Raw genomic sequence first — 24,709 nt, 5'->3', positions numbered from 1 at the left:
ACACCGCGTCAGCCTGTGTGGCAGATGTAGATCGGGCCGAGCCAGTGAGTGCATGTGGGGGAGGGGGCGCTGGGCTCCGGAGGTGTCGTGGGCTCGGAGGGTTCCGTGGGCTCAGGTGTCGTGGGTGCGGGACTCGTCGGCGTAGTCGGCTCGGTCGTCGGAGTCGGGGCATCCGTGGACGGTGTCGGTGTCGGTGTCGGCGTTTGCGTCGGTGTCGGCGTAGGTGTCTCGGGTCGCTGCTCGTTCGGGGTCTCCTGCGGCGCCGCCCGCTCTGCGGCAGGCGGATCCGAGGGTGCGGTCGGAGTGGCCGGATCGCTCGGGGCCTCGGTCTCCTGCGGCTCGGCCGGCGCCTTGGGCGCGGCAGGCTTGGCTGCCTTCGGGGAGCCCTCGGGAGCTCCCTCCGACCCGGGTTCGGCCGCCCGCTGCGAGCGATCCTGCGGAGCAACGGGCTCCCGTGAAGCGGAAGTTGACGGATTCGAGGACGAGGACGGAGACGGGTGTGAGGACGAAGATGAAGGCGAGGACGAGGACGAGGGCGGCGGGGCCGCCTCACGCCCGCCGGACTTCTCGCTCTGCACCGCCGCCGACCGCTGCGGCGGCACCGTGTCGTCGTTCCCCGTGAGCATGAGCCCGGCCGCGACGGCGGCCCCTGCCACCGACACACCAAGCACCCCGGCCACGGCACCCTGCGCCTTCGCCCCACCGGTGAGCGCATGTCGTACGCCGTGCAGCAGTCCGGAGCCGGTGCCGTGTCCGCCCGCGGCTGCGCCGCCGGCCCCGGCCCCGGCCATGAGCGGCACCAGGAACTTCCCGGCCCCGCCGAGCACGAAGATCAGGAGCGCCGGACCCACCAGGGCCGGCAGCCGGTCGTTGGCACGCAGCAGGACCGCGAGCCGCGCCCGGCAGTCGTCGCAGTCGTCGACGTGCGCGAGGAGCTTCTCCGACTGGCGGGCGGACGCGCTGCCGCGCACATGCGCGGGCATCCGGTCCCAGTGGCTCTCGCACGCCGGATCGTCCGGGGTCCCCGGGTGCGCGCGCAGGAAGCCCTGCCGCATGCCCTCCCGCGCGCGGTGCAGCAGCACGGCCGTGGCCCCGCTGCCCGCGCCGATGCCCCGGCCCACCGCCTCCAGCGGCTGGCCCTCCGCTTCGGAGAGCCACAGGGCCTTCACCCACCGTTTCGGCAGCTGTCCGAGGACCTGGGAGAGCAGGTCCACGGAGGAGGCGCGGGCGGCCGGGTCCTGGTCGCCGTAGGCCCCGGATCCGTACGCGTCGCTCGACACCTGCATCGGCTCGAGGGCGGCGTGCGGATCGAGGGGTGTCTCGCGCGCCGCCCCGCGCCCGGCCGAGGCGGCGAGGTTCCGCACGGTCGTCGTCAGGTACGCCGCCACGTTCTCGATGTCGTGCCCGGCCGCGAGGCGCCGCCAGACCCGGAAGTGTGCCTCGGCGACGAGATCGTCGGCGAGCCAGGCGTTGCCGGTCAGTGAGCGGGCGTACGCGACGAGGTGCGGCTGCTCCGCCTCGTAGATCCGCGCGTACGCGGCGGGGCTGAGGCCGCCCTCCGTGGCGGCGGGGGGTATCGGCGCGGCGGCGGGGCCGTCGGTCATGGCAGGAGTCTTCCGTTCCGTCCGACGTCGGCGGTGCTCGTTCGGGTGCTCACTCGTCGCTCCGCCCGACTGCGGATCGGGGAGGAGAATGAGGAGGAGTTTGAAACCGTAAGCCACAAATGTCGGATTACGGGAGGGGTGAGTGGCACAGGTCACAACAGGCTTTTTCGGAAACGCCGTAATACCGCACCCCGCCGCTGCGTCGAACGGGCACCTGGAACACGCAGTACTGAAAGGGGCCTGCCATGCCGACCACGCTGCCCGTCACGCTCGAACAGTCCGCCCGCGCCCGCCTCGTCGTCGCCGAGGGCCAGGGTCCCGAGCGCAGTGTCACCGTCACCCTGCGCTACAAGTCCGCCGACCCCCTCGCCCTCCAGCTGGTGTTCCCGGCCGAGGCCACGCTCGACGGGATCGAGGTGACATGGGCCTTCGCCCGCACCCTCCTCGACGACGGCCTGCGTGTGCCGACCGGGACCGGCGACGTTCATGTGTGGCCGTGCGGCCGCGCCCGCACTGTCGTCGAGCTGCACGCGCCGCAGGGGATGGCCGTCGTCCAGTTCGACACCTCGGCCCTGCGCCGCTTCCTGCTGGGCACCTACGCGCTCGTGCCCGCCGGCAAGGAGAACGTGGAGTCCGTCGTCGACCGCGCACTGGCCACCCTCTTCGGCCCCGACCTCGAAGGCTGACGCCTGCCGGGCTCAGTCTCGGGCGTCCTCGTCGATGGCGGGCATCGCCTTCCCGCCCGGGTGCCAGCGGTCGAGGAAGGGGGCCTGCCTGGCCACGTCGACGAGTTCGATCCGTGCGCCGATGCTGTCCACCTGGTGATAGGCGAAGGGCCGGCCATAGGGGCAACCCGAGAAGTCCACGGGCAGGCCCTCCGCCTCCAGCCGCCGGGAACCCTCCCGTACGTCGCTGGTCCAGAAGCCGATGTGATCGAACCGGGCCCCCTCGGACGCGTCCCAGGGGCTGCCCGGCGGTCCTTCGATCAGCTCGATGAACGGCGGCCCGCCCGTGGTGAACACGATGCGGTAGTCCCACTCGCCGAGCCGGTCGGACGCGGGCTCGCTCCACTCGACCCCGGCGGAGCGCCGAAAGTCCCGCATCGCCCGCTCGAGGTCCGGGACGCCGAAGCACACATGGTAAAAGGCGGTCATCCACCCATGATCGAGCACGGTCCGCGGTCCCGGGCCCGTAACGGCCCGGGCCCGGGCGGCAGGTGTACGCCACACCTGGGTAACAAGCGACGGGCGGGGCGTGGTTCGGCCCGTGCGGCCCTCGTAGGATGAACGCCGTACGGTCGAACACGACGTGCCGGTGCCGGACGGACAGGACCACGGGGGAACGATGACCAGCCCGACCCAGGCCCCAGAGCAGGCCCGTGTCACCTATGAGCCCCACCCGTACATCGGGGGCCGCAACGCCGCGCTGCGCGTGCTCGCCGCGTGGCGGATGGAGTGGCCGGGCGCGCCGCGGGTCGTCATCCTGACAGGCAGCCCGGGCACCGGGTGTTCGCGGCTGCTCACCGGGTTCCTGATGCTCTGCGACCCGGAGTACCGCAAGGGACTCGACCTGGACGCGTTCGACCCGGCGACCGTGCCGCCGGACCTGCCCGCGCCCGCGGTGCCCAGCGTCGCGGGGCTGACGGCGGCGCAGACCCTGTGGCTGCTCGCCGACCACTACGAGCTGTCCGCGACCCGCGCCGCCGACATCTACCCCGAACTCGGCCAACTCGCCGCGAACGGGCGGCCGGTGACGATCGTGGTGCCGGACGTCGACCGGGCCGGACCGGTGCGCGGGGCCGGGGAGCCCGCGCGCCTGGTGCGGGAGGTGCTCAAGCCCCTCGCCGCCGTCGAGGCCGTGCGCCTTCTCGCCGACGTGCCCCGGGAGTTGGCCGCCGAACTCGCCGAGGGGTTGCCGCCCGGTGTCGCCCGGATCATCGACCTCGACGCCCCCGAGTGGGCCGACCCCGAAGGCCTCGTGCTCCAGGCCGAGGCCCTCCTCAGCCCCCAATTCGGCGCCCCTGAACTGCCGTTCACGACCGACCCCGCCGCCCGGCGCGCCCTCGCCGAGTCGATCGCCCGGCACGCGGGCGACGGCGCGGGCAGCCGCCTGACGGCGCAGCTCGCCGTGCAGTCGATCCTGACGCACCCGGAGGGATTCGACCCGGCGGCCGCTGCGGACGCGGGTCAACTGCCGGGCGACGTGGGCGAAGCGCTCGACCTGCACGCCCAGCGGCTCGGCGCCCACCCCCGCACCCTGCGGCAGATCCTCGCTCCCCTCGCCCTCGCCGAGGGCGAAGGACTGCCCGTGCACCTGCTGACCCCGCTCGCCTCCGCCGTCGCCGAACGGGACATGCGCGAGGACATGGCGCGAGGCATGCGGCTCGCCGCCCCCTTCATCCGGCCCGTCGAGCGGGACGGCGAGGACATCCCCGAGGGCGAGCAGACCCTCGTCGCCCTGCAACACCCGGGCATCGGCGAGGCCCTTCGGGCGGGCATCGCGGACGTGCCCGGCGCGCAGGCACGTATCGCCATGGAACTGCTGGAGGCCGTGCCCGACCAGGACTGGTCGCGGGCCGGCGAGTACGTCCGCGACCGCATCGCCGGACACACCCTGGAGGCCGGACTGCTGCCCCGCCTCCTCACCGACCCCAACCTGTTCGCCCAGGCCGACCCGGTACTGCTGCGCGCCGCGGTGGAGGCCCTGCCCTACGAGGAGTTGGCGGCGCCGGGACGCACGTATCTGCGCACCGCCCCGCTGCTCACCCGCACGCAGGCACCCGCCGTGCTGCGGGCGGCGTTCCTGGAGACAGCGTTCGTCGAGGACGGACTGCCGGAGTACGCGGCGGTGCTGCGCCAGGCGCTGCCCGAGCTTCCGTGGCACACCTTGTGGAGCGTGCCGGTCGTGGGTGTCGACGGCGTGACCGTCGGCAAACTGGCCGTCGCCGGGGCGGACGGCGTCGATGAGGGTCCGCTCGCGGTCGCCGTGAGCGTGGTGCCTCAAGGCACCCCGGGGTCACGCCCGTTGAGGGCCGATGATCCCGATGCGCCGGCCGTGCTGGTGCAGCACCTCGCCACTGGCGCCGTCATCAATGATGTCGACCCGGCCCGGATCCAGCGCCCCTCGGACGACGAGCGCGCCGCGACGCCGCTCGGGTTCAGCCGCGGCGCCGACTACGTCCGCATCTGGCGACGCGGCACGCAGAAGGGGGACGAGAAGCTCGTCACGGCCCTGGTCTCCGCCACGCCTCTCACGGGAACCGACCTCTCCGCCGAGGGCATCCTCCTGGTCGCCACGGAACGCGGTGTGAAGGCGCTCCAGATCCGCCCGGCGCAACCCGAACCGGACCCCGGGCCTGGGGCCGACGCCCGCCCGACCGCCTGACACTCAGCCGCCCGGCGCGCCGCCGCCACCCCCTCCATCCGTAGCCTCGAACGACCCGAAGGGAACTCCGTGATCAGCCAGGAGCAGGCGCTCGCGACCGCCGAGGGGTGGCTCAACCCCGAGGGACAGCAGCGCCGTGAGGTGCGCATCCAGGAGTTCGACCTCGGCTGGGTGGTGTGGGCCGCGGCCCCGCCGTTGGAGCGCGACCCGGTCACGGGCAAGCGCCGGCCTCCGGCCACGTTCGGCCACTCCTGCGGTGTCGTCGACCGCCGCACCGGCGAGCTGAGCACCTGGCCGTCCGTGCCGGTCGAGGAAGTCGTGCGGATGTACCAGCAGAAGCACGGCGGCGGCCAGGAGACACCGGAGCCGCCCGCGCAGCCGCCGGTCACCGGCCCCGGCAACACCGCGGTCTTCACGTACGTCGACCCGGCCACCGGCGAGGAGACCAGCCTCGCCCGGAACTCCGCCCCCGGCGAGCCGCCGTCCGAGTACCAGGCCATGGCGGACCTCGACCGCCTCGGCGTCCCGGCGCAGAACGTCATCGCCATCCACACCGACCTCAGCCCCAGCCTGCTCCCCGGCGGCTACCCGGGCCTGCTGCTCGGCCGCCGCTTCACCAACGCCACGTTCACCTGCGTCCAGGAGTACGGCCTGCGGGCCGAGGAGCGCGCCGAGGCGGTCGCCGGCCTGGTCGAGTACGTCGAGCAGACGCACCGGATCGCGGGCCAGCAGCCGCCGCCCCGCCCGCACCGCGCCCCGGTACCGACCGACGTCGAGCCGGCCGAGCCGCTCCGCGACGTCGCCCTGGGCCGTGAACTGGCGGAGGCCTTCGGCGCCGACGCGGTACGCCGCTACGACGCCGACGACGTGGCGGGCACGCCGCTCCCGGAGGCCGCCAAGGCGACGCTGACGTGGGCCGGTCTCCCGGCCGACATGCCGTTCTTCTTCACCGCCGACGGCCCGCAGGCGGGGCTCCCGGGCGGCCTGTTCGGCAACGCCGCCGCGCACCTGCGCGAGACCGGAACCCAGGCCGACGCCGACGCCCTCGCCTTCCTGGAGGGCCACGTCAGGATCGGCACCGACGGCGTCGCCCTCATCACCGTCCAGTGCACGGACTCCGACCTGGAGGGCGAGCCGGTCGGCCAGATCTGGGCCGTCACCCCGGACGACGGCGCGGGCCGCCGCGTCAACGCCTCGGCGTCCGCCTTCGTCCGCTCGCTGGCGCTGCTGCACACCACGCGCGAGGGCATGATCGCTCTCGACCCGGCCAGGGCGGGCGGAGTCGTCGCCGATTTCCAGGAGCAGCTCGTCGCCATCGACGCCTCGGCCCTGGATGACCCGCGGAACTGGTGGTCGGTGATCGTCGATCAGATGTGGGACGGGTTGTTCTGAGCGGAGGACGAGCGATGAGCCGTGCGGTCACGGTCGGTCCGCGTCACGCAATCCAGCTCGGGCCACCATCGGCGGTACGGTCCGGTCGACACTCCGTCGACATACGTCTGGAGCCGGATCAGCCGACCTTCTTTGTCGTGCGATACGACCTCGCCCGTACAGGGCTCGCCCACGTAGTGCACGATCACGTTGTCGCCCTCGGTGTACGTGTCTTCTCTGTTGACTCGCATGGTCATTCCGTTATCTCGCCGCCCGTCTCGTCGACTCTGGTCAAGCGAGTTGCCAACCGAGGCTGATCACTGCATCGATTCCGCGTGTGATATCGGCGACGCCGGAGCCGTTCTCCGTCCAAAGATTCCAATAGAGGGAGATGTCGAGGATCAACTTGCCGGACCTTCGGTGGATTCGGTACTCGAAGGGGGCGTGCAGGGTCGCCGGCAACGGCCCGTACACCCACGCGCCGCCGTCGACCCTTGTGATCGGGTGGTCCACAACCCCACCCGCGACGGCGACGGAAATTTTGGTGGCGTCGACGTCGGAAAAGCTGTGAGGCAGTCGCATCATTGCGGTAGGGACGTAGATGTCGGTCCACCCGATGGGCGTCCCCGTAGGGTCATTTGGGGTGGGCTCAATGAACTCTCGGACGAAGCTCGAAGCGGTGTGTTCGTCTACCACTTCTGCCGTGGTCACTTCTTCGCCCGGCCAACCAGGTCGGGGTGTGACGATCCCTGGGGGGAGTTGCTTGCGTCGCAGCATTCGCGAGTTCGTAGGACGTGCGGGGTAATTCATGGGGATGTCGAACTCGTCTTCCCAATAGGCCGTGAGCACTTCCAGGGCCAGGGGAACGCAGAGCCGTTCAGAGAACGTAAACAGGCCTTTCAAGGCGAGACGCGCCAGCATGCCGTGATCCATCGATGCATCCAGCACGTCACGCTCCAGACGTACTTCATGCCCGGGGAAATCAAGCATTCTGCTGTGCGCCATAAGACTCTCTGTCACGAGGCCCCCATCGTATGCAGGCGGCTTCAGGCGTACTCTTGAATTTTTCCGTGATGCCTTGAAGGGGATCCCCTCCCACGGAACACTGTCGCGCATGATGTTTGACCGTCATTGGGGCGAAGCTGCAGATAGGTTCCATCGGGCATGCGGTCGATCTTCATCCCGCGGGCGTCTTCCGTGCCGGTTGTGGGCGAGACCGGCGCATTGCCCTCAAGGGCGACGTCGATTGAGAACAGCCCTTTCGGCGCGGAGTCACGTGCTGTGCAGTACGTACGACCAAGCGGGCTGCTTTCCGCCCGTTTCATTGGTCTCGATCAGGGCGCCCACCACCCAGTAGGTGGCCTGCTGCCGTTCGGCGCTGGTCGGGGGTGCGAGGGCGCGTGAGCGCCAGCCGGTGACGAACACCGCGACCAGGGTGAGGAATTCCTCGAGGCTGCCTGCGACGGGGAGGCCGCCGAGGTGGTCCTCGCCCGGCTGGGTGGGGACGCGCAGGACGCGTCCTGTGGGGCCGTCGACGACGAGTTTGCCGCCCACCCACTTGCCGATCTGGAAGAAGGGGCCGCTCTCGGCGACGGGCTCGACCCCCTCGGGCCAGGAGGGCAGTTCGTCGAGGACGCCCATCTCCCAGTTGCCGAACGGGAAGAGCCCCATGCCCCCTTCCTTCATGTACGGCAGACCGAATTCCAGGAGGAGTTCGCGGGTCGCGGGATCGGTGAGCCGGTCCGGCAGGTCCTCGGGCTGGATGGGATAGATCAGGTCCTCGCCGAACACGGTGATGAGGTCCTCGTGGCTCGGGGCCGGAGCGTCGACCGGGCTGCACGGGCCCGCGTCCGTGTAGTCACCGCTGAGGGGGAGCGCCCGGGCGCCGAAGTCGGAGAGGTCCACGTCCTCCGCTGGTTCGATGGCGATCATTCCCAAGTCGCCTGCGAACAGGGTGACATCACCCACGGTCAGCGGCACGCAGGGCAGCATGCAGGCGCGGTCGTCCCGCCGCGGGAGCGACGCGGCGAACAGCTCGCTGACAGTGTCGGGCGCGGCGGAGTCGTGCCCGTGCTCCGCGGGCCAGGTGAGTTCCGTGCCGTACTCGTCCAGGATGTCGTCGTCCTCAAGGGACTCCGTGAGCTGCTCTCCCGTCTCCACGTCCCAGATGGCGACGTACAGCAACTCCTCCTCGTTCACCGTCCGCCGCTGCAGACCGGCGACGGCGGGCCGCCCCTCGAAGCGCACCGCCGCCAGCGCGGCCAATCGCCCCGCCTCGAGGAAGTCCGCGTGCAGGCCGCCCGGCGGCCGCCACTTCGCCCACTTGGCCCGCCATGGCAGCGCGACACCGGAGGCGGCGACCGCCGATGCGAACGCGTGGTCGTTGCGTGTGAGCGCCATCAGGTGCATCCACGACGCCCACTCCGTCTGCTGCCGCGGGACGATTCCCCAGCCCCACAGGTGGATGGCGTCGGCGGCGGCCGTGTTCCCGGGGATGTAGAAGGTGACGCTGCGCGCCGCGTCCATGAGGGCCGTCTGCGGCAGATGGGCGACGACGCGTCCGTCCCGGAGGAGTTCCTCGTACGTTCCCGCTTGTACGGCGTGCATGGCGAGCCCCGAGGCCGCGTACAGGCCGACGCTGCCGTGCCGGGCCCAGCCCTCGGGGTGCCGGAACTCGGGAGCCGAGCGCGTCAGCCAGTCCACCATGTGCCCATGGAGTCGGCGGAGTTCAGCGGCATCGGCCTCGGCTCCGGTGTCCCGGCGCAGCCTCTCGGCGAGGCCCTCGTCGACGAAGGAGACCCCGAGCGGTCCGGTCCGGAGAACTCCGGGTTCTTCTCGTACGAGCGCGGCGAGTTCGTCCTCGGTCGTCGCGTCACCGGTCAGCGCCGTGACCAGTTGGGCCCACACAGGAAGAGGTACGAAACGGGGCTCAGCCAGGGCCAGGGCCCGCAGGGCCGCCGAGTCCGGCGTCGGTGTCGGTTCGGTGGCGGGAGCCGAGACCCGGAACACCGTCTGGGCCTCGGCATCCGAGGGGAGTAGCCCCGGAACCGTGTGGATCAGCACGGTCAACTTGCCGCGCGCCAACTGCGGGAGCGTCCGGGTCACCAGGCGCTCCGCCTCGTACGAGCGTCGTGTCGGGCCGGCCCGGTGAGTGTTGACGACCAGCAGCAGCCGTTCCTGCGGCCACGCGCCGAGCCCGAAGCGCCAGGCGTGCGGCCTGTCCGCGGGCAGCTCGACCTCAAGCGCAGTGAGGGCCTGCCGCAGGACCTGCTCGGCGGTGAGGCCGGTGGCGTCGACGACGACACTGCCGGGTACCTGCTCGTGCGTCCGGCGTACGACCGCCGAGGCGTCGGGGCCGTCCTCCAGGGCGAGGAAGGCGAGGTGACCGCCACGCCCGCCCTCACGCCACCACGCGCCGACGCGGCCGGCGACCTCCTCCTCGGGGATCCCGTCGGCAGTGTCGGTGGTCGGCTCGGGCACTGTGCCTCTCCCTGGTTGGTGTCGGTTCCCTGGTCTCAGGTGGAAGGGGGCGGCCCGGACCGCTGAATCACCCGGTCGATGAAGGCCGCCGCTTCGATCTCCGAGATCTCCACGTGGGCGGTGTCATTGTGTCCCAGCGCGTACAGGTCGAAATAGTCGGTGGGTTCCCATCGCAGGTTCCGGCTGAAGGCCTCGTCGCGCGTGACGGGCTCCCTTCCGACCGCCCGACGTCGCATCAGCCCCATCGGCCGTTCCCTCGGGAACCCCTCGTCGACCACCGCGAAGTACGTGACCTTCCCCTTCGCGTCGGAATCCAGGGCGTCGAGCGTCGCCGTGCCCAACGTCAGGAACGGCGGAGCGGCGATGGCCGTGTCGAGGCCCCAGCGGGGCAGGCTCACGCCGTTGAGGTCGATGGCCTGATCGACATAGAAGCCGCCCCCGCGCTCGTACATGAGCAGCAAGGGTTCGTACGGTTCCGGGAGTTCGGGCAGATCCGTACGCCCTTGACGACGCAACTCCGCCCAGCGGACCGCACCCGTCACGGTCCGCTCGACCGAGTTCGGGCCGATCCCGCCGCGCAGGAACGCGTCGAGGTCGCTCGCGACGTCCGGGGGCAACTGCACAGACGCGTCGACGTGTTCGACGATGTCGAAGAACGGCCAGACGCTTTCGGCGCCGTAGTGCCGGGCCCACTGGGCGGAGCGGCGAAGGTATTCGCGCATCAGCAGGGCGCGCGACCGTGAGTGGTCGAAGGCCACTGTCCAGTCGTCCCAGTTGATGGTTTGGAGGCGGTCAAGAATCACTTAATTCCCAGGAGGTGCAGGGCTGTTGGAGTCCTCGGGGAAGGTCCCGTACTCCTGGAGGAGGTTGCCTTGCTTGTCCCACTTGCGGCCGCACATGCCTGTGCCGCGATCGGTGTAGAAGATGTGCTTGGCCAACTGGCCATTGCGGTGCCATGAATGCCACTCGCCAATGTGCGCTCCCAGGCTGAGTGTTCCCTCCGACCTCACGGATCCGTCAGGCCACCACCGGCGGTACGGGCCGGTCGACACTCCGTCGACATACGTCTGGAGCTGGATCAGCCGACCTTCTTTGTCGTGCGATACGACCTCGCCCGTATAGGGCTCGCCCTCGTAATGCACGATCACGTTGTCGTCCTCTGTGTACGTGTCTTCCCTGTCGACTCGCATGGTCATTATCCCTGTGTTCGGCCACCGTCCAGTCGTCCCAGTTGACGGCTCGGAGACGGCTTGAGGATCCCGTCGGACGGACAACGGGAAGCGGTCGCCACACCGTCTACTCGGGCGGCATTGGCTGGTCCGTTCCGTTCTCGAAAAGGTACCGGTACATGTCCTGTAGGTAGGAGTACAGGGCTACCTCGCTCGCGAACTCGATGTCGGTGATTCTCTCGTAATCGGCCGTCGAGAGCTGGTGATCTCGGAGTAAAGTTTCCAGTCCCTGTCGCACGCGTTCGACGTATTCAGGCTTAAATACGTGCAGAGTTGGGCGAAGTGTTCCACTGGTGTCGTACGCTTGGTCATAGTCCAGGTAGACCTTGATGAAATTCTCGAGCTCCCTGTTCACGAATGATGCTCGCGTCACTCGTTCTCGAGGATGTACGCCCATGCGGGCTGCCCGCCGCCCGTCTCGTCGACTGCGGCCAGCGCTTCCAGGGTCCTATGGGTGACCTGCCTCCGCTCGGAGCTGAGCGGGAGCGCAAGGTCGCGCGTACGCAGCCCGGTGACGAACAGGGCGACCATCGTCAGGAAGCTCTCCAGGTCGCGTGCGGCGGGAAGAGCGGTCAGGAATTCCTCGTCGGGGCCGGCCGGGTCGGGGCCGGTCGGGACGCGCAGGATGCGGCCCGTGGGCCCGTCGACGACGAGTTCGCCCCCCAGCCATCTGCCGATCTGGAAGAAGGGGCCGCGCTCCGCCGCAGGCTCGGTGTCGTCCGGCCAGTCCACCTCGTCGAGCAGGTCGACGTCCGCGTCCCCGTACGGCAGGAGCGCCATGGCGCCCTCCGCCATGTCGGGCAGCCCGAACTCGGTGAGAAGCTCACGCGTCGGCCGGTGGGTCAACTCCTCCGGGAGCTCTTCGGGTTCGGCCTCGAAGATTTCGTCTTCGCCGAACAGTGCGACCAGGTCCCGGTGGCTCGGCGGAGCGGCATCCACGGGACGGCTCGGACCGGGGGCCGGGTAGTCCCCGGACAGGGGCGTCAGCCGGAGGCCGAAGGCGTCCGAGGGGTCCACGCCGTCCGCCGACTGGAGGGCGACCAGCCCGAGTTCGCCCCCGAAGACCACTGACTCGCCCACGGTCAAGGGCGCGCAAGGCATCAGGAAATCGTGCTCGCTGCGCCGGGGCGACGACGAGGCGAACAGGTCGACGAGGCGCTGGGGCGACCCGGCCGGCTCGCCGTCCTGTGAGGTCAAGGCCGACGGGATCGGTGTGGACGTCGCAGTGGGCAGGGACAGGTCCGCACGGTGTTTCTGCGGAACCTCGTCCCGGTCCCAAGGGCCTGCGAGAAGTTCGCCCGTCTCCGCGTCCCGGACGGACACGTACGGTTCCGGAGACCTGTCGACCATGCGCTTCTGCAACCCGGCAAGGGCGGGCCGCCCCTGCCAGCGGACCTCCGCAAGCCTGGAGAACCTGCCCGTCTCGAGGAAACGTGCGTGACACCCGCCCGGCGGCCGCCAGCGGGACCACTTCGTACGCCAGGGAAGCGAGACACCGGACGAGGCCACGGACCGGGCGAACTCGAACTCGTCACGGGACCAGGCCATCAAGTGCAGCCAGGACGCCCAATCGCGCTGGCGGTTCGGTACAACTCCCCACCCCCACAGGTGAATCGCGTCGGCCGCGGGGCTGTTTCCAGGGATGATGGGGCTGTGACTGCGTGCCGCGTCGATGAGTGCGGTCTGCGGCAGATGGGCGACCGTCCGTCCGTCTGCCAGAAGTTCCTCGTAAGACCCGGCCTGCACGGCGTGCATGGCGAGCCCTGCGGCGGCGTACAACCCGACGGGGCCGGACCTGGCCCACCCTTCGGGATGGCGGAATTCGGCGGACGCGCGCAACAGCCAGTCGACCAAGTGCGCATTGACACGCCTGAGGTCCTCGGCATCAACCTCGCGCCGCAAGGCCTCGGCCACGCCCTCGTCGGCGAAGGAGACGCCGAGCGGACCGGCCACGAGAAGGTCCGAACGCTCCCGGGCCAGCCCCGTGAGTTCCTCCGCGGTCATGGTCTCGCCTGTCAGGGCGACAACGAGCTGTGCCCATACGGACACGGGTACGCTGCGCGGCTCCGCCAGGGCGAGAGCGCGCAGGGCAGCCGGAACGTCGGGAGCCGGTGTGTCAGCGGCAAGCCCGGCCAGGTGGAAGAGATTCTCGGGCTGCAGCCCCAGCGGCAGGAGCCGGGCGTCGGCATCGGTCAGCAGGGCCAGCTTCCCCGTCGCAAGGCGGCGGACGGTGCTGCGCAGGAGCCGCCGCGGCTCCTGCGACCGGCGAGTCTGCCCGGAGCGGCGGGTGTTGACGAGCACCAGCAACCGTTCCTCGTTCCACGAACCGAGCGCCTGCGGCCAGAAGCCCCGCTCGCCAGGAGACAGATCGACCCCCAGCGTGGTCAGGGCCTGGTGCATCACCTGCTCGGCGCTGAGCCCCGCGACATCGATCAGCACACTTCCCGGGACGGCCTCGTGCACCCGCCGCAGGACGGCCCCGGCATCGACCCCGTCCGGAGCGACGACATGCGCGGCACTTCCGCCCCGCCCTCCGGCACGCCACCATGCGCCCACCCGGCCTGGTACTTCTTCTGCGGGCATGCCCACGGATGTCACGGTCATGTCGCCTCTCGTCGCCACGGCTTCCGAAGTCCACCACGGTAATGGGGCAGCGTTGCCACCGGGAATCGATGCTCTGGCAGCCGCCGGCCCGGCGACTGCGCGCCCGGGGTCTGTACGACCTGCTCGGAGTTTGGCCAGGCCGACTAATGCGTGCGGATGGCTTCCTGGACGGATGCCCGTACTCGGTCGTCGCCGCTCATTGACAGATACTCGGCGAAAGCGCGTGCTTCCGGGGTGTGTGAGCGCTGGACGATGGACACCGCGTGCAGGAGAGTGCGTGGATGTGCCTCCTGTGCAAGCACGTCGGTCGCCAGTGTGACCGCGGTTGCCGCGTCCACGGGTGCCAGGGAGGCCGCTAGGTCCACAAGTTGGGTCGGCAGGTCGAACTTCCGTGGCTTCCCTGCTGCGAGAGCCGCCACGCCGTGCGCCACTACCGTGCGAATCGGTGAAATCAGGGTTGCGGCTGTCGGGGCGTCCAATTGATCCCCGAGCTTCTCGTCGAAGTACTCGCTGTCCGCGATCCCGATCAAACACCGGAAGGCCTCGGTGCGTTGGGCCCAGGTGCCCTTCTCGCCAGCGAGAACATCACTGTCGCCCACGGCGAGAGCCAATTGGGCGAAGGTGTTGTCCACCGAGAATTTGCGGTCGATGAGCAGGTCGTACCAGGGCGCCAGTTTGGGGTCCTGGGCGGCTTCGATCACGGCCGCGTACCCGGCCGGTTCGGCCCAGGTGGTCAGGGCGACGCAGGACAGGAAGCGCTCGCGGTCTTGGGCCGTCGTGTCCTGGAGGAGGGCAGTGAGCCCGGGCACGCGTTCACGATGGCGGGGGTCGTCGAGAGCTTCGTAGATCACGTCCTCAAGATCATTGGTGGGCCGGCCCTCGAAGTCCGTTCCCAGCAGTGCCTCGAACCCGTCTGCTCCTGTTCCTTTAACGAAGTCAGGCACCGAGCGACCCCTCAATGTAATCATGCGGAACGACGCCCTTGATGAGCCACTCTTCATCGCGTCGCGTGTTCATCATATCGATCATACGTTGCGCAACCCTCTTGGCCTTCGCGTTGCTCAGGCCCTGCGCTCGCGCCATTTCCTGGGCTTGCGCCTTGTTGGTCCCAGGCGGCACCGTCAGGTCCACAGGTTTGCCGGCGATCTTGTCGGCGTTCTCCTGGATGATGCTCTGGACCTTGTCGGGGGAGTAGACCTCGACGTTTTGGACGCGGCCGGCGGCAATGTCCTGCTCCAGCCGGTCCAGGTCGATGCGAATGCGATTCGACCCGAATGCCTTCGCGTTGGCACCTTCCGAACTCAAGGAAGTGTATGGGCTGTCCGACTTCGCCGGGTCGCGGCCCACTACGTGATCGACGACGCTCGCAGTGCCGTGCGGGTTTGCCGGGACCAGGTCTCCCTCCGAGTTGATGTGCGACTTGCGTTGTCCTCGACTGTTCATCTCGGAGTGGAAGTCATCGTCTTGCCGGACGAGGCCGGGCCTCGGTTCACCGGTGCCGGCCGGGTCCGCCGGGGGCCTGCGGTCCGCCCCGGCCGGGTCCGGTGGCGGTGTGCGGTCGGGGGCATCGGGCTTGTTGGGGTTCGACGAGCCCGACGGTGGTTCCTGGGCGGGCGGTGTCGTCTCGTCAGGCGCCTGGGGTGGGGTTGAGCCCTGGTCTTCGTTCTGGTTCTGGTCCGACAGGCTTTGGACAAAATTGCGAATGAAGTCCACATGCTGGTGGATTTCCGCGTCCATGAGTAGACGGTTGGGGGTCTTGTAACCTTCCGTCGCCTTCTTCGCCTGGGCTTCGGTCATGCCCTCCTGCTGTCGGGCGGCGCGCTCCTGCTGGAGCAACTGGTCGCGCTGAGGGTCGACCCGGTACGTCGTGCTGTAGTACACGGGCACGCCGTTCATGGCGGTTGACTTGCGGATGGTCTCGGAGCAGTCCGCATGTCCGGAGTTGTTCTTGCGCTCACCGCAGGGTTCTCGCTCGGTGTACAAGCCGGCGACCTTGTATGGGGGACGTCCTTCAGCTGCCCGGCCATCGTTGAGTTGGTGGATGGACTCAAGGATGTGGCTTTCTGAGTGCCGTGGGCGCACGGCGTCTCCGGCGGCCGGCACCGAGGAGTCGATGATGAAGTGGCTTTCGCCGTGCTCGTCGACGACCTCCACCACCGCGTAGTTCTTGTCGGAGAAGTCCGGGGAGTTGCGTTCCGTCGCGTCCAACAGATCCCCGAGGTCCTGTGGGACGTTGACCTTGGGGCGAGCCGTGGCCTCACGTCGCGTGGAGGCCACGGACTCGTGATGATCGTGAGCCGGGTCCGTCCTCTGCCTCTTCTTGGGCGGGGCTGTGGCGTACGGGTCGCTTCGAGGGGCAGGCTCCGGGCTTGAGCCCACGGCGTTGTTCGCGTGGAACGAGTGACTCATTCGTGCCAGGGTCGCGAGTGCTGCATAGCGGTCGCCGTCGTTCATTTGTGACCATGCCGGGTCGAGGTGGCGGCGGAGATCGCTGTCCGTGAAGTTCGTCCGCGGCATCGCGTTGTTGTCGCGGTGCGCCTGCAACGCATCTTTGTGTTGTTGGGCCGCCTGCTTCTGGGCATTCTTGGCGTCGGCCAGTCGCTGTTTGGCCTCCGCCTGCTCCGAAGGATCAGCTTTCTTCAGTGCCTGCTTAGCACGGGCGGCTTCCTTCTTGGCGTCGTCCAGCGCCTGCTTGGCGTCACGGACAGACAGTGCGGCCTCTACATGCTGCCGCCGCCGTTCCATGGACTCTTGCAACAGACCGTGCAAGGGGGACGAACCATCGCCCTGAGGCTGGGCCCAGGCACGCATCTGCTGCTGGACCGGTAGCAGATCAATGCGTCGCACCGGGTGCTTCTCGCGGAGGTCCTGCTGTGATTGGTCCGGAGGGAGGTTCGCATGCTGCTCGTTCTTGGCCTCCCGGCTGGGGAGGCTCTGGTTTCGCTGCGCGCGAGTTGCTTCGGCACTGCGTTGGCTGTCCGAAGGACCAGTCGTGCCCGAGGGGGCCTGCGATGTCGTGCGGGCGGTGGATGCCGGGGAAGCCGGGATCTGAGTGTGACCTGCGGGCCGGTTGGCGGTGTCGACAGGGCGGCGATTGGCGTCCAAGGGGATCGCGAAGACGCCGTTGTTGCCGCTGTGCAGCGGAGTGGTGCTGCTCCGGCCCGTCTGCGGGTCCGCGTAGACGATCTGGCCGTTGTGGTTGACCACGTTCCAGGCGTGGGCGCGGCCGTCCGCGTTCTGGGTGATGATCACGGCCTGTGAGCCGTGGCCCTCGTTGAGGAGGGTGGTCTCCAGGTTGTTGTACGCGTCGGGGCCGTCGCCGAAGTCGTCGAACTCGGCGCCCAGGGTGTTCTCGATACGGTCGCGGCCGCCCGGCTCGGGGGTGTCCGCCGGGGTGCCGTCCTCGTTCGGGCTGCGGCGGGCGGCGACCGTGGGGTTGCCGGCGTACGAGTCGGCGAACGCCAGGGCTCCGTCGGGGCAGTTGACGTCGCGGCCGGAGTCGTCGGGGTTCTGGCCGCGGATGTCCCCCAGCCAGGAGCCCTCGCGCGGATCGGGGGCCTGTTGGAACGAGCCGTCCTCGTTGCGCGGGAATCGTTCCTGCTGGGCGCGGTTGTCGGCGTCCGTGGGGTCGTCGTAGCCGTCCGGGGGGCCGGAGGGGCGGGTCGCCGTGGACGGTGTCGGTGCCTGTGTCGGCTCCGATGAGTCCTGGTCCTGGTCGGTGCCGTCGTTCGGGGTCTGTGCGTCGTCGGTGTCGCTGTCGGTGGAGTCCTGGGAGTTCTGGGAATCCTGCGCGGGATCGGAGTTCGGGTTCTCCTGCGTGCCCTGGTGGTCCGTGTCGTCCGTGGCTTCCGGCTGCTGGGGCGTGTCCGAGTCCGGGTTCGTGGTGGGCTCGGACGCCTGGTCCGGGGGCGGGTCGGACGACTGGGGAGCGGGCGTCGAGGTGTCGGTGCCCGAGGTGGTGTTCGTGTCCGGGGTTTCGGTGTTCTCCGTCGACGGCTGAGGCGTCGACGGCGTGAGGAAGTACGGGGTGATCGGGTTCCGGTCGGCGTCCAGCGGGGTGTAGAAGACGTCCTTGGCGCTCTGGTGGATCGGGGTCTCGCTGACGACGCCCGTTTGCGGGTCGACGAACAGGACCTGGCCGTTGTGGTTGACCGCGGCGAAGGCGTGGCCGCCACCGCCGGGCCAGTTGACGGCGATCATGGCGGCCGAGCCGTGACCTGCCTGCGTCAGCTCGTGGGATATTCGCGCGTACGGGTTGGGGTGGTCGCTGCCCGCGTACGTGCTGGGGGCGCCGGCCCAACGCGCCTGATTGTCGACCGAGTTGCGCTCCGCCGAGAAGGTGTTCAGGCTGCCGTCCGGATTGGTGTCCAGGGTGCGCGGGGCGGACACCGTCGGACGGCCGAACCATGTCTCGAGGAACGAACGGGTGCAGTCGGCGCAGTTGTTGGACCGGCCGGGCACGCCGGGGCCGCCGTCGTTCTGGAGACCGGCCCAGTTTCCTTGGCGCGGGTCCGCGAACACCTGCGGGGTGCCGTCGGGGTTGGTCGGGTGGGCGTTCTCGAGGTCCTGCTGGTGGGCCGGGTCGGGGGTGGTCAGGCCCTCGTGCGGGATGTTCAGGTCGCCACGGATGTCCGACAGGTTGTCCGCCTGGGGTGGGGGCGGAGGCGCGGTGGGCTGCTGCTGGCTCTGGTCGGGTGTCTGGTTGTTGTCGGGCGTCTGGCTCTGGTCCGGCGTCTGGTTGTTGGCGTCCGGCTGCGGGGTGTTCGGCTGGTGGTTGTCCGGCTGTTGGTTGTTCTGAGCCGGCATCCCCTGGTCGTTCGGAGTGGGCGTGGGGGACTGGGCCGGCGACTGGTGGTCCGTCGGACGGTCGCCGCGCGGCGACGTGGTCGGGCGGCTCGGCGTCTCCGTGCGCGGTGTCTCACGGCGCGGCGTCGTTGCCGGGCCGTTGTGCCCGTTGTCCCGGGACGGCGTCGTGGGCCGGGTGCCCGGCTGTTCCGTACGCGGCGTCGTGGCGCTGGGCGTGCTCGCCCGCGGAGTGGTCGTAGGGCCGCCCGCCGCCGGGGCCTGCGTCGGGATGGGGCCGGCCGTCGGCGGCGGCATGGCACCCGGGGTCGCCGTCGAAGGCGCCGCGGAGGACTGGGCCGCCTGCTGCGGGACGCCCGCGTCACCGGACTGCGCATGAGGGGCCGGGGGTGCCGCCGTGGCGGCGCCGCCCATGAGGTCGATGCCGTCCGGGTCGTTCGGGTCGTGCGGTGTCGGGGTGGCATGCGTGGGCGCGTGGCCCTGGCCGGGACTGGCGTGGGAGGCAGGAGTGTTGCCGGGCATGCCTCCGCTCGGGATGCGGCCGCTGCCGGTGCCCTGGCCCTGGTTGTCGTTGTTGGTGCCGTCGCCGGAGTCGCCCGGCGTGGGGCCCTGGGCGTGCGCGGGCATGGTGGAGACCGAGTCGGGGTCGACCTGGTGCACACCGGGGTCGGGCCTTGAGGTGTCGGGAGCCGGGGTCGGCGCGCCCTCGGGCGGCGTGGACGGCGTGGGCTCGGGACCGCGTTGGTCCGGGATCGAAGCGCCCTGGCCCGGGCTGGGGGTGTCGGCGCCCTCCGGCCGGCTCGGGGCAGCGCCCTCCGGAGTGGTGTCCGGCGTCGGGGACGTACTGACATCCGGGGACGGGGACGTGCCCTCCCCGGGCGAAGGGTCGGAGGACAGGGACGGCTCGTTGCCCGGGGGCGTGCTCGGAGGGGCGTCCGGTGTGCTGTCCGGCCGGGCGTAGTCCGGGGTGTTGTCCGGAGCCGGCCCACCTTGGATGTCCGGCGACGCGGCGGACGGCGTGGACGAGTCCGGAGCGGCGCCCGGCGTGGACGCGTCGCCGCCCGACGGCTGACTGATGCTGTCCTGGTACGCCTGCGTACCCACGTCGAACGGACTGGGCGGATCGGAGCCACGGCTCGGCGCGGGCGAGGACGACGAGCTGTCGGCGCCGTCCGTGCCGCCGCTCGGCGCCGTACTCGGGGAAGAGGAGGGCGAGCTCGCCGCGGACGTGTCCGAACCGCCACCCGAAGACGACGGCGAAGAACCACCGATGTCCGGTGCCCTGCGCCCGGAGTCCCCACTGCTCGAACTCGGCGAACTGTCGGAACCGGTGGAGGAGCCGCCCGGCGAACCGCCGTCGCCCGCCCCCGAGGTGGACGAGCCAGACGAGCCGCTGGATGAACTCCCGTCTCCCGACGAGGAGTTGCCGCCCGACGACGAACCACCGGTCCCCGACGACGAACCTCCCGAGCCCGACGAGGATCCACCCGAACTCGACGAACCACCGCTGTCGGAACTCGACGAGCCGTCACCGCCGGCGCTCGACGATCCGTCGCCGCCCTCGTGCCCGCCACCGGTCAGTCCGTGTCGCGCGCCGTGCCCCGCGCGCGAGCCGGCGCCGTCACGCAGGGACTCGCCGAAGGTGGACCCCGAGTTCTCCAGGGCGCTCTTGCCCTCTTCGTAACCCGTCTTGGCGGTGCGACCGAGGTCGTAGCCCGACTGCTTGCCGAAGTTCTGCTCGACGGTCTGGGCGACGACGTCGGAGATCATGGCTTCGAGTGCGGAGACGAAGGGTTCCTTCGCGGTCTCCAGCACCGCTTGCAGGATCTGTTGGGCTATCTCCTTGAGGAGTTTGCGCAGGATCATGCGCGTGGCGGCGGCCGCGCCCATCGCGCCGATCTCGGACAGGCCCAGGGTGAACGGTGCGGCGGCCTGCGCCGCGGCGATCTCGACCGCGAGGATGACCAACTGGGCGATCACCGCGATCTTCAGCCCGATGATGAGCATGGCCGCGGCGTCCATGCAGACGGCGATCAGCTCGGCGCCCTGGCGGGCGTCGTCGAAGTAGCCGGAGCCGCCGGCGAACTTCTCCCAGGTCTTGTTGAACCCGTCGATGGAGTCACCGGCGTTCTCGGCGAGAACGTTGCCGGCCGCCATCAGGCCGCGGGACTGGAGGTCCGTCACATCGGCGGCGAACTGGCGCCAGGTGTTGGCGCACTCCATCATCTTGTCTTCGTCGCCTGTGGGCCAGTCGAAGCCACACATCTCGAGAAGCCACTCAAGCCCGTTCGGCAGCATCAAAGCCACGACGAAAGACCCCCGTTGTCGCCATGCATATCGTGTTGTCCCGGCCTTGTGGGCCGGCCGGTCCCTTCCGCCGCACCGTCGACGGAAGGGTCAAAGGCCCGCGAAGTGGCCCGGGCCCGCTTGCGGGCGCCTCAGCCGCTGCTGCGGCGCATGCTGCGGTAGAGGTCGATCGCCGAGTCCGGCGGAAAGTTGGGGACGTACGTGACGGCCCCGTCGGCCTTGGAGATCACCATGTGGCTGCCGCCCAGGGGCGCCTGGGTGCCGGGCGGCGGCGGGGGCATGACCGCATGGACGAGGAAGCCGATGTCGAACTCCGCCACGTGCAGCGGCGCCGGGTTCCCCGCCGGGTCCAGCACTTCGAACCGGGACCGGGCGGCGGCGAGGGCCTCCTCGGCGGTGGTGGGGACGGGCTGCACCGGTGGTGGCGTGCCGGGCTGTGACACGGACTTGCTCCTGTGGGTGAGGTGAGGCGGGGCAGGGGGACCGCGAGCCGTGCTACTTGCTCACGGACTTCAGGACGTGGACCTCGCCGCCGAACTGGTTCTCCGGCGTCTGCTCCTTGACCAGAGCCTCGTTGAAGTCCTCGTTCTCCTCGTGGTTCTTCGCCATCCGCTCCAACGCCTTGCCGATCTCGTTGAGCTTCGTGGCCAAGTGGTCCATCGAGTCCGTCATGCCGTCGCGCAGGCCCTCGTAGACCACGCCGAACTTCTCGCCGAGCTCGTCGTCGCCCCAGGGCGGGGTGCCCTGCTTGTCGCTGAAGGTGGTCATGCCCTTCCAGGCGTCCTGGGCGACACTCGCGAACGACGTGTCCTTCGGCGCTTCGCCTCCGCCGCCCCCGCCGTCGCCCTGCGCTGCCAGGCCGCTCCTCAGCCTGGCGGTCGCCTGGTAGAACTCCCTGCCGATGTCGGAGAAGTTCTTCCCCTCGACCCTCAGTGTCTCCGGACTGCTCCTGAATCCGTCACCCATGACCACGCCCCCGTTTCACCAACCGGCCGCACAGCGCCACCGGTTCGCGTCCGCCTCATGTCTGTTCCAGAGTACCCAAAGGGACTGACAAGCCCTCAACCTCCGGGCGTCACAGTGTTGTTCCAAGACCAGGCCAAGACCGGGGGTCACCCCCGGTGGCCGCCGCCGCCCTGGCCCCGCTTCTTGGAACCGGTGAACAGGTTGGTCGAAGGGCCGTCGCGCTCCTCGCGCTCCTTCTGTGCTTCCTCGTCCCGCTTGCGCTCCCACTCCTCGCGCTTTCCGCGCTCGGCCTCGCGGTCCTGCATGGTCTGCGACTCGGCGGCGTTCCGGATCTCGGTCATGCGGTCGCCCAGCGCCCCCATGTAGCGCTCGTCCTTGATGGCGTCGGTCATGCCCAGCCGACCCGACAGGATGCCCTGGGCCATCTCCTGGAGCGGACCGTGCACATTGGGGTTGTGGGCCAGCGTGCGCAGCGCCTTGTGGAGGCTTTCGGCCTGCTCAGGATCCTGCGCGACGTCCATCAGTTCCGAGTCGTCGATCTCCCGATCGTTCGACCCCGGCCCGCTTCCCGGCCCGTTTCCCTGCCTGTTGGCCATGAGTTCCCCCTCCGAGCCCGAAGGGCCCTTCCCACACACCGAACGCGGCTTGCGCACTGATCGCGGCCCGCCGCACTGGTTGACGAGCCTACCGAGCCGACCGTTTGCCCCGTCAACCCATCCCCGTACGCGCCCTCTTCGCGGTGCTCCGGTTCCGTGCCGCTACGGGAGCACGGGAGCATGTACCGGAGGTCGAGTACCGCGGGTGCGTGTTCCTCAAGGACCGGTTCGTCCGGACCACCGTCGACGACTGGTTGTCGAAGCTGGGTGACGACCGCCGACGCATTGAATCCGTTGTCAACCACGTGGAGTTGTGGGACACGTTCATCAACACCCCGCTGACGGACGACGACCGGTTCGGGGAGGAGCTGCCTCAACTGGCCCTGGCGTTGGGGGAGTGCTGGCAGGGAGTGCTGTCCAGGCGCTACCCGGGGCGCGGCATCACCGTCCACGTCAGCGATGAGGAGGACGGTTCCTACGGGCCGACCGTAACCCTCTGGACCTCGCCGGACGGTGCGCCGGCGTCGGGCGCGTCCGCAGGCGGCTAGTGCGGCGCCTTGGCCGGTGCGGACGCCCCCGCTTCCTTGACGAGGCGCTGTCGCCCACGGCCGGGCCGCCTGGCAGCTGCCTCCCTCGCGGCGTGAAGCCGACGGCTGGGAGGGAGGCAGCGCGGCACTCTCATGCCGGGGTCCAGTGGACCACCGTCGCGCCCGCCGCGAGGAGCGTGTTCACCCGTTCGCCCGCAGTGTCACTCCAAAATGCGGCGCGGGGTGTACGCGTGGTCCTCTCCGTCGACCACGCAGCCGCATGACCGGCAAGAGCCACCGTGGGACGGGGCCGCAGCGGCTGATCCATGAGGGTGACGGACGGGCGTCATCGGGCGGCTCACGAATGGCGCCGTGCGCGTTCGTATGACTGATTGTCAGGAATGGAGGACGTGCGGAACTAAGGAGAAGTCATGGCCGGCAACAGACCTCGATGGAGCAATCGAAGACGATTCTCGCTGATTTCGGCGGGCGTTCTGATCCCGCTGGTGGTCGCGTCCGGGCCGGTGTCCATCGAACGCGCGGACGCCACTCCGCGCAACGGCCCGAGCCCGTCCGGCTCGGCGGACCCGCCTCCCGCCGCCTCGGACAGCCCCAAGGCCTCCTCCACCCCCAGCCCGCCCCCGAGCGCGTCCGCCTCTCCGAGCACGAGCACGAGCGCGAGCCCGAGCGTCAGCCCGAGCCCGTCCGCCTCCGGCACGGACGACACCAAGGACGAGTTCTCCGCCTTCGGCGCCTACCTGGACTACGGGCCCCAGGGCGTGACCCGGATGACGAAGCTGTCGGACTGGCTCGGCGGGGCCGACGTGCGCGTGGGGCACACCTATTTGCCGGGCGACCGGTGGAGCAACATCGAGGGCGCGCCGACGTTCCTCGACAGCTGGGCCAAGTGGCGCAGAGCGGGCGACGACAGGCTCTTCGTGCTCAACGTGCCCATGCTGGAGCGCAACGAGGCACGCGTGCCCGACGCGGAGGTGCGCACCCTGCTGCGCCGCGGCGCGGCCGGTGACTTCGACGCGCACTTCAAGGTCCTCGCCGAGCGCCTGGTCGACCTGAAGGTGCCCGACACCGTCGTGGTGCTCGGCTGGGAGATGAACGGCATCACCTACACGCACCGCTGCGGACCCGACCCGGCGGCGTGGAAGAAGTACTGGACCCGGATCGTGACGACGATGCGCTCCGTGCCCGGGCAGAAGTTCCGCTTCGACTTCACGCCGAGCCGCGGCCGGGACGCGGTGCCGTGGACCGACTGCTACCCGGGCGACGACGTGGTCGACATCGTCGGAATGGACTCCTACGACCAGCCGGAGGGCAAGTCCTTCGACGAGCAGGTGTCCGAGCCCTACGGACTGCAGAAGCAGGTCGACTTCGCCAAGGAGCACGGCAAGCCGCTCTCCTACCCGGAGTGGGGGCTGTTCCGCAACGGCGACAATCCCGAGTACATGCGGCGCATGCTCGCCTGGATGGACAAGCACAAGCCGCTCTACAACACCCTGACGGACTACTGCCCGCACGGTGTGTGGCAGTGCGACGAGAATCCGAAGGCCTCGAAGGTCTACCGGTCCACGCTGACCGGACGCGACACGGCGATCGTGCCCACGCAGCCCGCCACCCCGACGAAGCCGACCGCCCCGAGCACACCGACCAAGCCGGCCACCCCGACGAAGCCCGCGGCCCCCGTGCAACAGCCGAAGCCGGAGCCGAAGTGTCACCCGATCCGGCTGGGTGACTGGGTCGAGCGCTGGCTCGGCGGCACGGTGTGCGTCCGGTTCGACTGGTGGGACCGGAGTTCGTAGGTCAGTCCGACCGCGTGACGGTGG

18 protein-coding genes are annotated in these 24,709 nt (G+C 69.8%); 5 read left to right on the top strand and 13 right to left on the bottom strand.

The window, feature by feature from the left end:
- Positions 1-8 precede the first annotated feature (8 nt).
- On the bottom strand, positions 9-1,604 hold the full coding sequence (locus tag ACZ7L4_RS29160) for a sigma factor (protein ID WP_472107212.1): 1,596 nt from the start codon (positions 1,602-1,604) through the stop codon (positions 9-11).
- A gap of 245 nt (positions 1,605-1,849) precedes the next feature.
- Between ACZ7L4_RS29160 and ACZ7L4_RS29155 the strand changes: the two genes are divergently transcribed.
- Entirely contained in the window at positions 1,850-2,290 is a 441-nt protein-coding gene (locus tag ACZ7L4_RS29155) for an SsgA family sporulation/cell division regulator (protein WP_472107210.1), read from the top strand.
- A gap of 12 nt (positions 2,291-2,302) precedes the next feature.
- Here the strand turns inward: ACZ7L4_RS29155 and ACZ7L4_RS29150 are convergent, their stop codons facing one another.
- Complete coding sequence (locus ACZ7L4_RS29150) at positions 2,303-2,758, bottom strand: VOC family protein (RefSeq protein WP_472107208.1); 456 nt, start codon at positions 2,756-2,758, stop codon at positions 2,303-2,305.
- Between the two features lie 190 nt (positions 2,759-2,948).
- On the opposite strand from ACZ7L4_RS29150, the gene ACZ7L4_RS29145 reads away from it, so the two are divergent.
- Together ACZ7L4_RS29145 and ACZ7L4_RS29140 are read left to right on the top strand one after the other, a co-directional pair.
- Entirely contained in the window at positions 2,949-4,988 is a 2,040-nt protein-coding gene (locus ACZ7L4_RS29145; protein ID WP_472107206.1) for an ATP-binding protein, read from the top strand.
- A gap of 69 nt (positions 4,989-5,057) precedes the next feature.
- Positions 5,058-6,380 (top strand): SUKH-4 family immunity protein, encoded by a 1,323-nt coding sequence (locus ACZ7L4_RS29140; RefSeq protein WP_472107204.1) that lies wholly within the window; start codon positions 5,058-5,060, stop codon positions 6,378-6,380.
- A gap of 270 nt (positions 6,381-6,650) precedes the next feature.
- Here the strand turns inward: ACZ7L4_RS29140 and ACZ7L4_RS29135 are convergent, their stop codons facing one another.
- From ACZ7L4_RS29135 to ACZ7L4_RS29085, 11 genes are all read right to left on the bottom strand, one after another.
- Positions 6,651-7,379 carry a hypothetical protein gene (locus ACZ7L4_RS29135; protein WP_472107203.1) on the bottom strand — a complete coding sequence of 243 codons (729 nt, stop codon included), beginning with the start codon at positions 7,377-7,379 and terminating at the stop codon, positions 6,651-6,653.
- A gap of 252 nt (positions 7,380-7,631) precedes the next feature.
- Positions 7,632-9,839 (bottom strand): SUKH-4 family immunity protein, encoded by a 2,208-nt coding sequence (locus ACZ7L4_RS29130; RefSeq protein ID WP_472107201.1) that lies wholly within the window; start codon positions 9,837-9,839, stop codon positions 7,632-7,634.
- Between the two features lie 35 nt (positions 9,840-9,874).
- Complete coding sequence (locus tag ACZ7L4_RS29125) at positions 9,875-10,642, bottom strand: hypothetical protein (RefSeq protein ID WP_472107199.1); 768 nt, start codon at positions 10,640-10,642, stop codon at positions 9,875-9,877.
- On the bottom strand, positions 10,643-11,029 hold the full coding sequence (locus ACZ7L4_RS29120; RefSeq protein ID WP_472107197.1) for a toxin-antitoxin system YwqK family antitoxin: 387 nt from the start codon (positions 11,027-11,029) through the stop codon (positions 10,643-10,645).
- Between the two features lie 106 nt (positions 11,030-11,135).
- Positions 11,136-11,423 carry a hypothetical protein gene (locus ACZ7L4_RS29115; RefSeq protein ID WP_472107195.1) on the bottom strand — a complete coding sequence of 96 codons (288 nt, stop codon included), beginning with the start codon at positions 11,421-11,423 and terminating at the stop codon, positions 11,136-11,138.
- 14 nt (positions 11,424-11,437) lie between these two features.
- Positions 11,438-13,672, bottom strand: a complete 2,235-nt coding sequence (locus ACZ7L4_RS29110; protein ID WP_472107193.1) for an SUKH-4 family immunity protein — start codon at positions 13,670-13,672, stop codon at positions 11,438-11,440.
- A gap of 143 nt (positions 13,673-13,815) precedes the next feature.
- Complete coding sequence (locus ACZ7L4_RS29105) at positions 13,816-14,616, bottom strand: hypothetical protein (protein ID WP_472107191.1); 801 nt, start codon at positions 14,614-14,616, stop codon at positions 13,816-13,818.
- Positions 14,609-20,773 carry a toxin glutamine deamidase domain-containing protein gene (locus ACZ7L4_RS29100; RefSeq protein ID WP_472107386.1) on the bottom strand — a complete coding sequence of 2,055 codons (6,165 nt, stop codon included), beginning with the start codon at positions 20,771-20,773 and terminating at the stop codon, positions 14,609-14,611. Before ACZ7L4_RS29100 ends, ACZ7L4_RS29105 begins: the two co-directional genes overlap by 8 nt.
- A gap of 140 nt (positions 20,774-20,913) precedes the next feature.
- Entirely contained in the window at positions 20,914-21,225 is a 312-nt protein-coding gene (locus tag ACZ7L4_RS29095) for a hypothetical protein (protein ID WP_472107189.1), read from the bottom strand.
- 52 nt (positions 21,226-21,277) lie between these two features.
- Positions 21,278-21,748, bottom strand: coding sequence for a hypothetical protein (locus ACZ7L4_RS29090; protein WP_450810993.1), 471 nt, complete (start codon positions 21,746-21,748; stop codon positions 21,278-21,280).
- Between the two features lie 146 nt (positions 21,749-21,894).
- The gene (locus tag ACZ7L4_RS29085; RefSeq protein WP_472107188.1) at positions 21,895-22,344 is read right to left on the bottom strand and encodes a hypothetical protein; all 450 of its coding nucleotides are present in this window, start codon (positions 22,342-22,344) and stop codon (positions 21,895-21,897) included.
- Between the two features lie 209 nt (positions 22,345-22,553).
- On the opposite strand from ACZ7L4_RS29085, the gene ACZ7L4_RS29080 reads away from it, so the two are divergent.
- Together ACZ7L4_RS29080 and ACZ7L4_RS29075 are read left to right on the top strand one after the other, a co-directional pair.
- The gene (locus ACZ7L4_RS29080) at positions 22,554-22,892 is read left to right on the top strand and encodes a hypothetical protein (protein ID WP_472107186.1); all 339 of its coding nucleotides are present in this window, start codon (positions 22,554-22,556) and stop codon (positions 22,890-22,892) included.
- A 410-nt stretch (positions 22,893-23,302) separates the two neighbouring features.
- On the top strand, positions 23,303-24,685 hold the full coding sequence (locus ACZ7L4_RS29075) for a glycoside hydrolase family 26 protein (protein WP_472107184.1): 1,383 nt from the start codon (positions 23,303-23,305) through the stop codon (positions 24,683-24,685).
- Positions 24,686-24,709 lie beyond the last annotated feature (24 nt).

The sequence above is a fragment of the Streptomyces sp. NPDC107575 genome (assembly GCF_055657265.1).
This window is presented reverse-complemented; position numbering and strand designations above follow the sequence as displayed.